Origin of the sequence: Sphingomonas sp. KC8 (assembly GCF_002151445.1) — a bacterium.
GTDB lineage: Bacteria > Pseudomonadota > Alphaproteobacteria > Sphingomonadales > Sphingomonadaceae > Sphingomonas_E.
The window spans coordinates 2,908,312-2,922,977 of record NZ_CP016306.1 but is presented as its reverse complement, the minus strand read 5'-3'; the positions used below and the strand labels follow the sequence as shown (position 1 = coordinate 2,922,977).

The 14,666-nt window shown below is 63.2% G+C and carries 13 protein-coding genes; all 13 read left to right on the top strand.

Going from position 1 to position 14,666, the window contains the following annotated elements; all coding sequences use genetic code 11:
- The first annotated feature begins 2 nt into the window (after window positions 1–2).
- Window positions 3–503, top strand: a complete 501-nt coding sequence (locus KC8_RS13725; protein ID WP_232455546.1) for a universal stress protein — start codon at window positions 3–5, stop codon at window positions 501–503.
- Between the two features lie 752 nt (window positions 504–1,255).
- Complete coding sequence (locus KC8_RS13720; RefSeq protein WP_010123242.1) at window positions 1,256–1,546, top strand: hypothetical protein; 291 nt, start codon at window positions 1,256–1,258, stop codon at window positions 1,544–1,546.
- A 403-nt stretch (window positions 1,547–1,949) separates the two neighbouring features.
- Window positions 1,950–3,470: an aldehyde dehydrogenase family protein gene (locus tag KC8_RS13715; protein WP_010123243.1), complete on the top strand. Its 1,521-nt coding sequence runs from the start codon at window positions 1,950–1,952 to the stop codon at window positions 3,468–3,470.
- A gap of 25 nt (window positions 3,471–3,495) precedes the next feature.
- The gene (gene adhP, locus KC8_RS13710) at window positions 3,496–4,521 is read left to right on the top strand and encodes an alcohol dehydrogenase AdhP (RefSeq protein ID WP_010123244.1); all 1,026 of its coding nucleotides are present in this window, start codon (window positions 3,496–3,498) and stop codon (window positions 4,519–4,521) included.
- Complete coding sequence (locus tag KC8_RS20650; protein WP_443026358.1) at window positions 4,518–4,754, top strand: copper resistance protein B; 237 nt, start codon at window positions 4,518–4,520, stop codon at window positions 4,752–4,754. Before adhP ends, KC8_RS20650 begins: the two co-directional genes overlap by 4 nt.
- A gap of 92 nt (window positions 4,755–4,846) precedes the next feature.
- A complete protein-coding gene (locus KC8_RS13700) occupies window positions 4,847–5,995 on the top strand; it encodes an MFS transporter (protein WP_010123245.1) in 1,149 nt (382 codons plus the stop codon).
- A gap of 316 nt (window positions 5,996–6,311) precedes the next feature.
- The gene (locus KC8_RS13695) at window positions 6,312–6,578 is read left to right on the top strand and encodes a DUF2933 domain-containing protein (protein ID WP_029624230.1); all 267 of its coding nucleotides are present in this window, start codon (window positions 6,312–6,314) and stop codon (window positions 6,576–6,578) included.
- Window positions 6,575–7,219, top strand: a complete 645-nt coding sequence (locus KC8_RS13690; protein ID WP_010123249.1) for a methyltransferase family protein — start codon at window positions 6,575–6,577, stop codon at window positions 7,217–7,219. The genes KC8_RS13695 and KC8_RS13690 overlap by 4 nt, the downstream gene beginning before the upstream one ends.
- Window positions 7,220–7,319: 100 nt before the next feature.
- Window positions 7,320–9,410, top strand: a complete 2,091-nt coding sequence (locus KC8_RS13685) for a heavy metal translocating P-type ATPase (protein WP_010123250.1) — start codon at window positions 7,320–7,322, stop codon at window positions 9,408–9,410.
- A gap of 4 nt (window positions 9,411–9,414) precedes the next feature.
- Window positions 9,415–10,407 carry a ribose-phosphate pyrophosphokinase gene (locus KC8_RS13680; protein ID WP_010123251.1) on the top strand — a complete coding sequence of 331 codons (993 nt, stop codon included), beginning with the start codon at window positions 9,415–9,417 and terminating at the stop codon, window positions 10,405–10,407.
- A gap of 258 nt (window positions 10,408–10,665) precedes the next feature.
- Window positions 10,666–12,024, top strand: a complete 1,359-nt coding sequence (locus KC8_RS13675) for an MBL fold metallo-hydrolase RNA specificity domain-containing protein (protein ID WP_010123252.1) — start codon at window positions 10,666–10,668, stop codon at window positions 12,022–12,024.
- A complete protein-coding gene (locus KC8_RS13670) occupies window positions 12,021–13,547 on the top strand; it encodes a thymidine phosphorylase family protein (RefSeq protein WP_010123254.1) in 1,527 nt (508 codons plus the stop codon). Before KC8_RS13675 ends, KC8_RS13670 begins: the two co-directional genes overlap by 4 nt.
- A 38-nt stretch (window positions 13,548–13,585) precedes the next feature.
- Window positions 13,586–14,626 carry a type II glyceraldehyde-3-phosphate dehydrogenase gene (locus tag KC8_RS13665; protein WP_037495007.1) on the top strand — a complete coding sequence of 347 codons (1,041 nt, stop codon included), beginning with the start codon at window positions 13,586–13,588 and terminating at the stop codon, window positions 14,624–14,626.
- The last annotated feature ends 40 nt before the right edge of the window (window positions 14,627–14,666 follow it).

Sequence of the window (14,666 nt, the reverse complement as noted above, 5' to 3'; positions counted from 1 at the left end):
TGGTGCTGACGGCGGACAGCCAAGGCATTCACGCCAAGCTTAAAAAGAAGGATACTTCAGCTATGTATAAGCATATCCTCATCGCTACAGACGGTTCGGAACTTGCGCAAAAAGGCGTCGATCACGGACTCTCGCTCGCAGCGAACCTCGGCGCCGAAGTCATAGTTGTGACGGTGACTGAGCCGTTTCCGATTTATGCCGGAGAAGGCTGGGCCCTTGGACCGAACGACTTCGAGAGATACCATGCCGATCAGACCAGGTATGCGCAGGAACTGCTCGATCCTATCAAAGCCAGTGCCGAAAAACTGGGCGTGCCCTGCGAAACTCACCACGTTCCCCAAAGCCGCCCGGCGGAAGCAATCCTCGAGGTGGCGGCTAAGAAAGGTTGCTCTCTGATCGTTATGGCGTCCCATGGTCGCCGAGGTCTGGGGCGCCTCTTTCTGGGCAGTCAGACCCAGGAGGTGGTGAGCCGTTCCTCGCTTCCGGTTCTCGTCGTAAGATAGTTCGACAGCGGATGATCACCGCTTCGCGGCTACCTCATCCATTGTCGTAAAAGTGCTGTGACGGAAGCCCATTGTGGGATTCGACAACCCCCAAGCAAAGCAAAGCCGCTCACTACGAATATGGGCCTGGTGTGTGTCATCGATAGCAGGCTTCTTTTTGATCCTGGAGCATTGAGCTCATCTGCTCCGCTCGGCGTTTATCCGCGGCGGCTTCATCCTGATCGCTTCGCCAGGAAGACGCTCTACGCCGCCCAGCACGGCGTGCTGGCGAGAGGCGCGCCTTGGATTGATCCGTTAGTCCGGGGGACGCAGCCGCCCGAGGCGGCACGCGGTCGTGGACATAACGATGGGGACAGCATGATGATCGAGTGACGCGAATTACTGACGGCGGACGCAGATCTAGCGGCAGCCGGTGCGATGGCGGCACCGGCTGCGGCACAGCACCATCAGATGTAGGCCCATGACGGCTGCGTCGATCATTGCGTCGGGTGGCGCCGCTTGTGCCTGGAGACCGCCGCCTGTGTGACCGGGCAGGGGGCCATTCTGGCCGGGACTGCGCTGGTCACCATGCTGACCGACTGCGCCGAACTGTGCCAGGCGATGGCGGATATGGCCAGCTAAGTAGTGCTTCGCACATTACGTATACAGCCCGGCCGAGGTCGCCACCATCTTCCGGGCAAGCTCCGGCGGAGCGACAATTGACCGGGCACATGCTCCGTCGAACTGAAACCCAGACTTGAAGGAATAGATACTTGCGCAAGAAAACGGCAATTATCGCTTCGCTCGCAGCTCTTGGCATCCTCGCCGTGGGTGGTGGGCCTGTTCTCGCCGACGGTATGCCGCCGGGCATGCCCGATCTTGAGGAGACCCTCAAGGCCAAGCCGGTGCCCGCCCAGCCCCGTACTGCCCACATGCAGGGCATGCGGCACGGCAGCCGACAGATGCATGACCAGATGATGCAGGACCATCGGATGGCCATGCGGCATTCGGGGGACCAGGACGGCACCTCCGGTATGTCGCGCACGTCGCGGGGCGGTTGCTGAAGCGGCTCCCATGCGAACCTTGATGACAGGCCGGCCGATCGGCTCCTAGCCAGCACGGGGGACGAATTGGCCGGTCAAGCCGACGCCTTGGCCCGCCGTTTACACCGCGGGTCAATTGCGTTTCCAGAGAATGCGAACCGGTTGGATCAGGCGCCGTCACGAGTTCGCTTTGATCCTGGACCTTGGTCCATTCCGCAAAATCGCCCGCATACCAGTCCGATGCAAGCGGATTCGTAACTTACATATTCAGACCGAAGGTTGATGAAAAATCATCGGTTCTTCTGTCGTGTTTGATCCTCGATTGGTGACAGCGCTGCTCAGCGATTGCCTGCGGAACATACTTATAGGCCCGCCCACCAGAGGGCTTACTCCATCATACATCAATGGAGATGGAGAACAGGCGATGTACGAGAAAGCGATCGGGACCATCAACGCGGCACCATCGTTCCGGCACCGCTATGACAATTTTATCGGCGGCCGCTGGAGCGCTCCCGCCACGGGCGAATATTTCGCGGACACGAGCCCGATCAACGGTGCCCTGATCGCCGAGTTCGCCCTCTCGACCCCGGATGATGTCGAGCGCGCTCTCGATGCAGCTTACGCCGCCAAGGATGGATGGGCGAGGGTCTCGCTAGCCGAGCGAGCGCGTCTGCTCAACCGGATCGCCGATCGTCTCGAAGACAATCTTGAGCTTCTGGCGCTGGCCGAGACGATCGACAACGGCAAGCCGATCCGCGAGACGCGCGCCGCCGATGTGCCCCTCGCGATTGATCATTTTCGCTACTTCGCCGGCTGCATCCGGGCGGAGGAGGGCGCGATCTCGTCGATAGATCACGACACCATCGCCTATCATTTCCGCGAGCCGCTTGGCGTCGTCGGGCAGATCATCCCGTGGAATTTCCCGTTGCTGATGGCAGCTTGGAAGATCGCGCCTGCGCTGGCCGCGGGCAACTGCACGGTCATCAAACCCGCCTCTCAGACACCCCTCACGCTGATGATGCTCGCCGAGCTCACCGCCGATATTCTGCCGCCGGGCGTGCTCAACGTCGTGACCGGCCCCGGGCGGACCGTCGGCCAGGCGATCGCCGCCAATCCCCGCATTGCCAAAGTCTCCTTCACGGGGGAGACCGTCACCGGCAAGCAGATCATGCGTGCCGCCGCCGACCATCTCATCTCGCAGACGATGGAGCTTGGCGGCAAATCGCCCAACATCTTCATGGCCGACGTGCTCGACGAGGAGGATGCCTTCTTCGACAAGGCGCTCGAAGGTTTCACGCTCTTCGCCTTCAACAAGGGCGAGGTTTGCACCTGTCCCTCGCGGGCACTGGTCCATGAATCGATCTTCGACCGCTTCATGGAGCGTGCCGTGGCGCGCGTCGCCGCGATCCGGCAGGGCAACCCGCTCGATCCTTTGGTCCAGGTCGGCGCCCAGGCGTCCGAAGACCAGCTCCACAAGATCCTCGGCTATATCGAGATCGGCAAGGCCGAAGGCGCGCAATGCCTGACCGGCGGTGCCCGCGCGCTTCCTGGCGGCGAACTCGACCACGGCTATTTCGTGCAGCCGACCGTGTTCGTCGGCGATAACCGCATGCGGATCTTCCAGGAGGAAATCTTCGGACCGGTCCTGTCGGTCACTCGGTTCAAGACGGTCGAGGAGGCGATCACGCTCGCCAATGACACGGCCTATGGCCTCGGCGCGGGCGTCTGGACCCGCAACGGCAATACTGCCTACCGGCTCGGCCGCGCGATCCAGGCCGGCCGGGTCTGGACCAACTGCTATCATCAGTATCCCGCCCATGCCGCGTTCGGAGGCTACAAGGCGTCGGGGTTCGGGCGCGAGAACCACAAGATGATGCTCGATCATTACCAGCAGACCAAGAACCTGCTCGTCTCCTATGACGAGCACGCGCTCGGTCTGTTCTGACACTCTCATAGAAGGAAAAGCAGACATGGCGAAAACCATGAAGGCGGCCGTCGTCCGCGAATTTGGCGCGCCGCTGGTCATCGAAGAGGCGCCGATCCCCGAGGTCGGCCCCGGCCAGATCCTCGTCAAGATCGCAGCGACCGGGGTCTGCCACACCGACCTGCACGCGACCGAAGGTGATTGGCCGGTGAAGCCCAACCCGCCGTTCATTCCGGGCCATGAAGGCGTCGGCCATATCGCCGCCGTCGGATCGGGCGTCACGCACGTCAAGGAAGGTGACCGGGTCGGCGTTCCCTGGCTCTACACCGCCTGCGGTCATTGCGTGCATTGCCTGGGCGGCTGGGAAACCCTGTGCGAACTCCAGCAGAATACCGGCTATTCGGTCAATGGCAGCTTCGCGGAATATGTCCTCGCCGATCCCAACTATGTCGGGCATCTTCCCGACAATGTCGGCTTCATCGACATCGCGCCGATCCTTTGCGCGGGCGTCACGGTCTATAAGGGACTGAAGGCCACCGAGACGAAGCCTGGCGAATGGGTGGTGGTCTCGGGGATCGGCGGGCTCGGGCACATGGCAGTGCAATATGCCCGCGCGATGGGCTTCAACGTCGCGGCGGTCGACATCGATGATCGCAAGCTCGATCTTGCGACGCGCCTTGGTGCCGCACTGACCGTCAATGCGCGTGATGAGGATCCTTCGGTCGCCATCAAGAAAGCGATCGGCGGGGCGCAGGGCGTCCTCGTCACCGCGGTCTCACCCACGGCCTTCCAGCAGGCGCTGGGCATGGTCAGGCGCGGCGGAACGGTGGCGCTCAACGGCCTGCCGCCGGGCGATTTTCCGCTGTCCATCTTCGACACCGTGCTCAACGGCATCACCGTGCGCGGCTCGATCGTCGGCACCCGGCTCGACCTTCTCGAAGCGCTAGAATTTGCCGGTGAAGGCAAGGTCCACGCGACGGTGCACACCGAAAAGCTGGAGAACATCAACGATGTCTTCGCGCGCATGCACCATGGCGACATCGAGGGGCGAATCGTCCTCGATCTGGCCTGACCATCCATGGCGAAAGCACCAGTCATGCCTCCGTTTCACAGCCTACCGATCGCGCGGCGTCGTTTCGTCCAGGGGCTGGCGAGCGGCTGCGTTACGAATTCTCCCGCAAGCTCGCGCCCCATGTCGGCTTTGTCTGGGAATGCGCTCTCGGCGGGACCGCCGACTTCCGGCGTGCGAATCGCGAGCTTGTGACCGAGCGCCGCGTGGTGGTCGGCCTGCGATTGTGGTGGTGAGCCACGACGCGGCGTCAGCAGGATCACGTAGTGGGCCGAATCCCCTGGCGGATGGGGACGGCGAGAATGGGAAGCGGTCCCGCTCGTCCATATTGTTGCTGTTCGCGGTGGCGGCTGCGTCCGCGGGTCAGACGGCCATGCTCGCGTTCCTGCCGTCGCTTGTCGACGATGGACAGTCGCCCCTATCGCTGCGCGCCCATGACTTCCATGTCGCGAGCCTGAGTGCGGTGCATCCCCTAGCGGCGTTGCTCTTTGCGCCGCTGTGGGGTTGGCTCGCGGACCGCGTGGACTATCGGGTCGTCTTGCGCGCTGCGCTCGTCGTTCTGGTGTTTGCGCTGGCGCCGGTCGGGGTCGTGGCGCTTCCGGTACTCTATCTGTTGCGCATGCTCGCCGGCATGTCTGCGGCCGCGATAATACCGCTCGCGTTGCTTGCCACGAGCTTTGCCGCCGGCGGGCGGAGCAAGCGGGCGATACACTTCACCTGGCTCACCGCCTTCGTGTTCCTGGGAGATATGTCCGCTCCACTGCTCGCCGAGGCCTCCAGGGCGGTCTTTCCCCGAGCACCACTCCTGATGCTGGCGGCTCTCGTCGCGATGATCGCGCTCTTCATGATGTTCGTGCGTCTGCCGGCGAGCGGCGGCGCAGGGTCGAGGGGCGATGATCGCGAAGCAGCGTCGCTTCCGACCACCCTCATCCTTCTGCTTGTCACGGTCCTTGGCGGCGGAGGGCTTGCTGCCATCCATGTCAGCCTGTTGGTGACCCGGGCCGAAACAAGCCTAAACCGGGAGACGATTGCATGGATGCTCAGTCTTTGCGGGTTTGCCATGTTGGCGGCGCAGCTGTTCCACACCAGGGTCTCCTGGCTGGTGACCGCGCCGAGATTGCTCGCATGCTTCACGCTTGCGCTTCTCGCCGCCGCCCTGTTCGTCTTTCCCTACGGATCGTCCATGGTCGGGATCGCCGGCCTCATTGTCGCAGCTGGCTGGAGCTCGGCGAGCATTCGTCTCGTCACGAGCTTCTGGATCGGCGGTTCCGCGCTGCCCTCCGGCTGGAAACTTGGGCTCCAGCATGCTGCGGCCAGCATCGGTCAGGCCCTTGCACCGATTGCGATCGCCTTGGCCGAGCCGGGAGAGCAGTCGCGGATTCTGCTCGGCATCGGCTGGATGTCGATGCTTCTCCTCATTGCGCTGCCGCTGGTCTGGCGGCGAAGGCCGGACTCGACAAGAGCCAACGGCCGATGAGGGGCTGCGGGGATTGATGCCCATACTATCGGAGGCAGTCCACGCCGCAAGATCGATCGAGCCTTGCGCTCAAGCACGGTCGTCCCGGAATGGCCGTGGGGACGATGGTTATTCTTCCGCCCGCGACGATACGCAAAAGCCGCAGGAAAGCCTTCCAGCCTCACTTTTGGTTGATGGCGTGAAAATGGCAGCGACAGCTAGTTAGGCTGTTCCGCGCCTACGCCGGTCGCCCGCTTTGGACTGCGGTCTCTACTTATACCTTGCTCTCGGGCTCCGATCTACGCTTGCAGGACATCGGTTAGAAGAGGGGCGGCATATGGATGATCACGACCATCGATTACGCAAGCGTGGGAGAATGGTCCTGATTGGATTCCTCCTGGTCGCCGGCTTTTTTCTGATTGCCGAGCATACCGCGCACTTCTTCGGTGCGCTGCCCTATCTGATCCTTCTCGCTTGTCCGCTCATGCATCTGTTCATGCACCGCGGTCATGGCGGTCATCACCATGGCGGCGATGAACCCACACAGGCGCAGACCGGCCTGCCGGCCAATTCCAACGAACGCACCGAAGGGGCGCCGAGATGACGCACGCCGATTATGGCTATGGCCTTTGGGGCCTTGCGCTGGTTAACTCGGCCGTGTTCATCTTGTTTGCGTTCAGCTTCTTCAAGCCACAGACCGAGCGGGATTGGCGTTCGTTCGGTGCGTTTAGCGCGTTCATCATCGCGCTGTTCACCGAGATGTACGGGTTTCCGCTCACCATCTATCTACTCTCAGGCTGGTTACAGAGCCGCTACCCGGGCTTCGATTGGTTCACGCACGATGCCGGCCATCTTCTCGAAGAGCTGTTCGGCTGGCGCCAAAATCCGCATTTCGGTCCCTTTCATCTGCTCAGCTTCGTGTTTATCGGTGGCGGCTTCACCCTGATCGCGTCGGCCTGGAATACGCTCTACGCCGCCCAGCGCGACGGCGTACTGGCGACGACGGGCGTCTATGGCTGGGCCCGTCATCCGCAATATCTCGGCTTCATCCTCGTGATGTTCGGGTTCCTGCTGCAATGGCCGACGCTGCTGACGCTCCTCATGTTTCCCGTGTTGGTCGTCATGTATGTGCGTCTCGCCCGTAGCGAAGAAGGCGATGCGATCGCAACCTTCGGCGCTGACTATGAGAGCTACAGGCGCCGCGTTCCCGGGTTCATTCCGCGCCTGGGACGCGTGCACTCCTGATGAAGGCACTGCACCACACCGGGGGCATGCGGTGGGCGCGCAATATACTTCTGACCACCGGCGCGCCGATGGCCATCCAGCTCACAAGAAGGACCAAAGGATGAATCAGCCTGGCGCACACCACCATCATCATCAGCGTGAAACGGATGCGGTTGGGACTGGGGCCGCTCTTGTCCAAGCATCCGGTTCTACCCATGCCGATCATGCCGGCGGCCACGATCATGGCGCGATGATCGCCGATTACCGGCGTCGCTTTTGGGTGACTTTAGTCCTGACGCCGCCCGTGCTGCTCTTGTCGCCAATGATTCAGCATTGGCTCGGCCTTGCCGGGACCATCGTCTTTCCCGGCGATGGGCTTTTGCTCTTCGCGCTCTCCACCATCGTCTATGTCTATGGCGGCTGGCCGTTCCTGACGGGCTTCGTCTCCGAGCTGCGCAAGAAGCAGCCCGGTATGATGACCCTGATCGCGCTAGCGATCTCGGCCGCCTATTTCTTCTCCGCGGCCGTCACCTTCGGCTTCCCGGGCGAAGCTTTCTATTGGGAGCTGGTTACGCTGATCGGCATCATGCTGCTCGGCCACTGGATCGAGATGCGCTCGGTCATGGGTGCTTCGAGAGCGCTAGAGGAATTGGTACGCCTCTTGCCGGATGTGGCGACCCGCATCGACGCCAACGGCTCCACCCACGACGTCCCCATAGCGGCGCTCGCGCCCGGCGACCGCGTGCTTGTGCGTCCCGGCGCCAAGGTGCCGGTCGACGGCGTGATTATCGAGGGCGTCTCCGGGTTCAATGAAGCGATGTTGACGGGCGAGTCCAAACCGGTCTCCAAGGGTGTCGGCGAAGCGGCGATCGGCGGTGCCATCAACGGCGCCGGGGCCGTTACGATCGAGGTGACCGCCACCGGCGACAAGACCTATCTCGCTCAGGTCATTGACCTGGTGAGGAAGGCACAGGCGACCCGGTCGCGTACCCAGGACCTCGCCAACCGCGCCGCCGCCTGGCTCACCTATATCGCGCTCGTGGTCGGCATCGGCACGCTAGTTGTCTGGCTGCTGCTCGGCCAGACAACCAGCTTCGCCATCGAGCGAATGGTGACGGTGATGGTGGTTGCTTGCCCTCACGCTCTCGGGCTCGCCGTGCCGCTGGTAGTTGCGGTCAGCACATCGCTCAGCGCCGGCAATGGCCTCCTCATCCGCGACCGCGCCGCGTTCGAGCGTGCCCGCAATCTCAACGCAGTCGTGTTCGACAAGACGGGCACCCTGACTGAGGGCCGGTTCGGAGTCAGCGACATCGTTCTGATCGGCGAAGGGGATGAAAATTTGGAGCTCGCGTTCGCAGCGGCGGCTGAAAGCCAGTCCGAACATCCGATTGCGCACGGCATCGTCGCGGAAGCGAAGGATCGAGGCCTCAGCTGGCCGAAGGCGAGCGAGGTGCGCAACATCACCGGCGAAGGGATCGTGGCGAATGTCGATGGAGAAGATATCCGCATCGTCAGCCCCGGTCATCTCTCTCGCACCAGCAAGGAAATCTCCCATCCACGTCTAAAGAAGCTCGAGAATCAGGGTAAAACCGTTGTCGTCCTGGTGCGCGGCGGCGCGCCACGCGCTCTGTTCGCGCTCGCCGACATCGTGCGACCGGAATCGAAGCAGGCGATCACCGAGCTCAAATCGCTCGGCATTGACTCGATCATGCTCACCGGTGACGCGCGCGGCGTCGCCCAGGCGGTTTCGGAAGAACTGGGCATCACGGAATATTTCGCGGAGGTTCTGCCCAACGAGAAGTCGGAGAAGATCGAGGAGCTGCAATCGCGCGGCCTTGCAGTCGCGATGGTGGGCGACGGCGTGAACGACGCCCCCGCGCTGGTGGTCGCTGATCTCGGCATCGCGATCGGCGCGGGAACCGACGTGGCGGTGGAATCCGCAGACATCGTCCTGGTGCGCAGCGACCCGAGCGACGTCGTGGCCATCATCGGCCTGTCGCGAGCCACCTATCGCAAGATGGTGCAGAACCTTCTGTGGGCAACCGGCTACAACACGGTCGCGATCCCGATGGCGGCGGGGATCACGTTCGGCACCGGCTTTCTGATGACGCCGGCGGTGGCGGCCGCGCTGATGTCGGTGAGCACAGTCATCGTCGCCCTCAATGCGCAGTTGCTGCGCTTCTACAGAGGGCGGCGGGGAGCAGAGGCGTGATCAGATGCGTGTGATTTTTCCCCTGACGGGCAATGAAGCCTTCGCCCAGGCGATTGCCGAAGTCGGCGGCTTCGAGCTGGGCGTTCTTGAGACGCGGCGTTTCCCCGACGGCGAGAGCTATGTGCGCCTGCTAACCGATGTCCGCGGCAAGTGTGTAGATCTGGTCTGTAGCCTCGCGAACCCGGACCAAGGCTTCCTCGGTCTGGTGTTTACCGCGGACGCGGCCCGCGACCTTGGCGCGAGCGAGGTCACGCTGGTTGCGCCCTATCTCTCCTATATGCGGCAGGACCGCCGCTTCCAGCCTGGCGAAGCGATCTCCTCGAGGAGCTTCGCGCGTCTCGTTTCGGCCACGTTCGACCGGCTGGTAACGGTCGATCCGCATCTGCATCGCTATCCGGCGCTGTCATCGCTCTACACGATCCCAGATATCACGCTGCAAGCTGCACCCGCGCTCGCCGACTGGATCGCGGCAAATGTCGAGGCGCCCCTTCTGATCGGCCCCGATGAGGAGAGCGAACAGTGGGTCTCGGCGATCGCGGCGCGCGTCGGCGCTCCGTTCACGGTGCTCAGAAAGGTCCGGCACGGCGATCGCCGCGTCGATGTAGAGATTCCCGATCTCGGCGCGTGGCGCGGGCGTCAGCCGGTGCTCGCCGACGATATCGCCTCGTCGGGCCGCACGATGATCGAAGCGGCAAGCAAGCTGGCGCTTCAAGGGTTCACCAAGCCGGTCTGCGCCGTCATTCATGCCATCTTCGCCGAGGATTCCTATGAGCGCCTTGCCACTCTTTCGAGCCGCATCGTCTCGTCCGATGCGGTGCCACATCCGACGAACGCGATCGGCCTCGCGCCGCTTGTCGCCCGCGCGCTCGCGCAAGCCCATGTGGGCACAGCAAACCTCATTCGCCATCGTCGACCGCCCGAGCCCCTCGACAAGGTCGACCGCGCGGGTTTCGACTCCTTCCCCGCCAGCGACCCGCCGCCCTGGACGGCAGGCTGATCCGTCACGCTCATCCTGACAATGACAAGAACAGGCGACGATGACCCAATCAGATACCTTTGAAACGTGGCGCAAGGGTTTCCGCACCATGCTGTCCGCCATTTGCTCAACCTGGCCGCCTCTCGCCGAAAGCGCCGCGCGGCTGCTCGGTCGGTCCCGCAATGAGTTTCTCTCTCCCGCCGAATGCGCTGCCATCAATGGTCGCGGCGATTCCTACGACCTCATCACGCCCCCGCCGGCGAACTCAAAGGCTGCATTATGCTCACCATGACCTCGCTTGGCGCCGCCGGAACCGTCACCGGTTCGAAGCATCTGCTGGAGCACGACGGCAAGCGCATCCTGATCGACTGCGGCCTGTTTCAGGGCATGAAAAATCTGCGCGAACTCAATTGGGAGCCGCTACCGGTCCCGCCCGCCAGCATCAATGCAGTCATTCTCACCCATGCCCATCTCGACCATTCCGGCTATCTGCCGCGCCTCGTGCGCGACGGCTTTCGCGGTCGCATTTATGCGACCGCGGCAACGCGCGACGTGGCCGCGCTCATTCTCAAGGACAGCGGCTATCTCAACGAAAAGGACGCCGATTTCCTCAACCGCATCGGGGCCACGCGGCACAAGCCGGCGTTGCCGCTCTATGGCGTGCGCGATGCCGAGCGTGCGATCGAGTCCTTTACGCCGGTTCAGTTCTCCAAATCCACCGAACTTCCGGGCGGCGCGAGGGTCACCTTTCGCCATGCCGGGCACATCCTCGGCGCCGCGACAGCCGATATCGAATGGGGCGGCCAGCGTATCGTCTTCTCCGGCGATCTCGGTCGCTATTCCGATCCCTTCATGCTGGACCCGGAGGCGGTCGCCCAAGCCGACTACGTCGTGATCGAGTCGACCTATGGCAACCGCATTCATGACCCGACCGACGCCGCCGAAGCGCTGGGCGCAGTCGTCGAACGCACCGTCCGCCGCGGCGGGACGGTCATCATCCCGGCCTTCGCTGTCGGACGTGCGCAGGCACTTCTCTACTATCTCTGGAAGTTGCGGGAAGCGGGCCGACTGAAGAACGTGCCGATCTATCTGGACAGCCCGATGGCCATCAGTGCGTCCGACTTGCTATGCGAACATCTCGGCGATCATCGACTGACGCCACAGGTTTGCCGCGACGCCTGCGATATCGCGACCTATACGCGCGAGGTCGAGCAATCGAAGGCAATCACCGCCAGCCCCTATCCCAAGATCGTCATTTCTGCGAGCGGCATGGCGACCGGCGGCCGCGTGCTTCATCACCTCAAAGCGTCCGCGCCCGATCAAAAGAACACTATCCTTTTCTCCGGCTTTCAGGCTGCGGGAACGCGCGGTCGCGCGATGCTCGAAGGTGCGCGCGAGATAAAAATCCATGGCCAGTGGGTTCCGATCGAGGCGGAAGTCGCTGATCTGCCAATGCTTTCGGCTCATGCGGATGCCAATGAGCTGATGCGCTGGCTTTCGGGATTTCAGCGTCCGCCGAAGCGCGTCTTCATCGTGCACGGCGAGGCGCAGGCCTCGGAGGCGCTGCGCTCACGCATCGACCAGGAGCTTGGATGGGATGCCGTCGTTCCGCGCCAGGCGCAGATGTTCGAACTATGACGAGGCCCGATCCCGGCGCTATTGTCCAGCCGACGTTGCGTGCACGGCGCCTCGGTCTCCACACGCAGCACCAGCCGGTCGTCCTCATGCGCACGGACTGCCACGTCTGTCTCGCCGAGGGACTGGCCGGGCGGCCCCAGGTGTTGCTTTCGGCCGCGGGCCGGGAGGTGCGGGCTGCGCTCTTTCAGGTCGAAGGGAACAGCTTGCTCGGGCCGGATGAGGCCGCCCTTTCGGAAACCGCCTGGGAAATGCTCGGTGTCACCGAAGGCGCTCCGATAGCAGTCACGCATGCGCCGGCGCTCGAGTCGCTCGCCAGTGTGCGCAGCCGCATCTACGGGCATCGCCTCAATGCAGCTGCATTCGCCTCCATCGTCGGCGATGTCGCAACCGCGCGCTACACCGACGTGCACCTCGCCGCCTTCCTGACCGCGAGCGCAGTGCTGCCGCTCGACGAGGAGGAAACAATCGACCTCACCGCAGCGATGATCGGGGTCGGCGACCGCCTGTCATGGGATGCCCCGGTCGTGGTCGACAAGCATTGTGTCGGCGGCCTGCCGGGCAATCGCACCACACCGCTCGTCGTGGCCATTGTTGCTGCGAACGGCCTCATCATGCCGAAAACCTCATCGCGCGCGATTACATCGCCTGCCGGGACCGCCGACACGATGGAGACGCTCGCGCCGGTCGATCTTGATATTGCCGCGCTGAAGCGCGTCGTCGAGCAGGAAGGCGGCTGCATCGTCTGGGGTGGCGCGATCCACCTCAGCCCGGCCGACGACAAGTTCGTGCGGATCGAGCGCGAGCTCGACATCGACACCGAGGGCCAGCTCATCGCCTCGGTCCTGTCGAAGAAGATCGCTGCAGGCTCGACCCATGTGGTCATCGACATTCCGGTGGGGCCGACCGCCAAGGTGCGTAGCGAAGAGAATGCACGGCACCTTGCCGAGCGCATGCGCATGGTGGCCGAGCGCTCAGGCTTGGAGGCGCGCTGCCTGCTCACCGATGGCACCCAGCCCGTCGGGCGCGGCATCGGACCCGCACTGGAAGCACGCGACCTGCTTGCGGTGCTGCGCAATGCGCCCGGGGCGCCGGACGATCTGCGCCGCCGCGCCGCATCGCTTGCCGGCGTGGCGCTTGAGATTGGTGGCAAGTCTGAACCGGGCAAGGGCGCGGCTCTCGCGCTCAAGACATTGGCGGATGGACGCGCCTGGACCAAGTTCCAGGCGATCTGCGAGGCTCAGGGCGGCATGCGCGCGCCTCCGCTGGCCGCGCAGACCCACCCCATCGTCGCCGACCGCGCGGGGCGCGTCGTCCATATCGACAATCGCAAGCTGGCGCGCCTTGCCAAGCTGGCCGGGGCTCCGGACGTCAAGGCCGCGGGCATCTTCATGGAGGCTCGTCTCGGTCAGGATGTGGAGCGGGGCCAACCGCTGCTGCACGTCCATGCCGAGACCGCCGGAGAGCTCGCTTACGCGCTCGATTATGCCGTAGCTGCGGGTGACATCATTCGGGTAGAAACATGAGAGAGACGACCCGAACCTATAGTGGGAGCATGACAAAGATGACCCAGCACGATCCAGTTCGTGTCGCGATCAACGGCTACGGTGTTATCGGCAAGCGGGTGGCAACCGCCGTTTTGGCGCAGAAGGACATGCGGCTTGCCGGAGTGGTGGACATTGCCACGGACTGGCGGCTGCGCCCGCTTGAAGAGCAGGGAATCGATCTTTACGCAGCCTCGTCCGAACATGCCCAGACGATGCGGGGCGCTGGCTTCACCATCGCCGGTACGCTCGACGCGCTCCTCGGACAGGTCGATGTGGTGGTGGACTGTACGCCCAAACGCATCGCCGCGCAGAATGCAGAGATCTATCGGGCAAACGGCCGCAAGTTTATCGTTCATGGTGGTGAGAAGCACGATGTCACGGGACACTCCTTCGTCGCTGAGGTTTCGTTCGACAGCGCGGCAGGACGAGCGGCGACGCGGGTGGTATCCTGCAACACGACCTCGATCGTGCGCACTCTGACAGCGCTCAAACGGGCAGGGCTCCTGAAGCGTGCTCGCGGCACTCTCCTACGACGGGCCACCGACCCGTGGGAAAGTCACTTGGGCGGCATCATGAACACTCTCGTCCCCGAACCTGACATCCCCAGTCACCAGGGGCCGGATGCTCAAAGCGTGGATCCCCAGCTCGATGTCGTGACGATGGCGGTCAAAGTTCCCCAAACGTTGGCGCATCTTCACTATTGGTCGGTACTGTTGACCCGGAACGCGAGCAAGGAAGAGGTGCTCGACGCGTTTCGGGCTTCGTCCCGCATTGCCCTGATCCGAGCCGGCGATGGCCTCGCCGCGATCAATACGGTCAAGGAACTGATGGCCGACCTCGGCCGACCACACGACAATCTTTATGAGGTCGCGTTGTGGGAGGACATGCTCAAGGTAGAGGGCGACGAGCTGTTCTATGCCTATATGGTCGACAACCAGGCCATCGTCATTCCCGACACGATCGATGCCATCAGAGCACTGACGGGCCTAGCGAGGACTGCCGAAGACTCGATAGCGCAAACGAATGAGACGCTTGGCATCCGCGCTGCGTTCTGCTGACAAAGACAAGCCATTTTCTAGCTCGCAAAACTCGGAGTAA

Coding starts and splice junctions, on each gene's coding strand:
- KC8_RS13715 (WP_010123243.1), top strand. CDS start 1,950: ATGTACGAGAAAGCGATCGGGACCATCAACGCGGCACCATCGTTCCGG.
- KC8_RS13695 (WP_029624230.1), top strand. CDS start 6,312: ATGGATGATCACGACCATCGATTACGCAAGCGTGGGAGAATGGTCCTG.
- KC8_RS13665 (WP_037495007.1), top strand. CDS start 13,586: ATGACCCAGCACGATCCAGTTCGTGTCGCGATCAACGGCTACGGTGTT.
- KC8_RS13690 (WP_010123249.1), top strand. CDS start 6,575: ATGACGCACGCCGATTATGGCTATGGCCTTTGGGGCCTTGCGCTGGTT.
- adhP (WP_010123244.1), top strand. CDS start 3,496: ATGGCGAAAACCATGAAGGCGGCCGTCGTCCGCGAATTTGGCGCGCCG.
- KC8_RS13670 (WP_010123254.1), top strand. CDS start 12,021: ATGACGAGGCCCGATCCCGGCGCTATTGTCCAGCCGACGTTGCGTGCA.
- KC8_RS13675 (WP_010123252.1), top strand. CDS start 10,666: ATGCTCACCATGACCTCGCTTGGCGCCGCCGGAACCGTCACCGGTTCG.
- KC8_RS13680 (WP_010123251.1), top strand. CDS start 9,415: ATGCGTGTGATTTTTCCCCTGACGGGCAATGAAGCCTTCGCCCAGGCG.
- KC8_RS13685 (WP_010123250.1), top strand. CDS start 7,320: ATGAATCAGCCTGGCGCACACCACCATCATCATCAGCGTGAAACGGAT.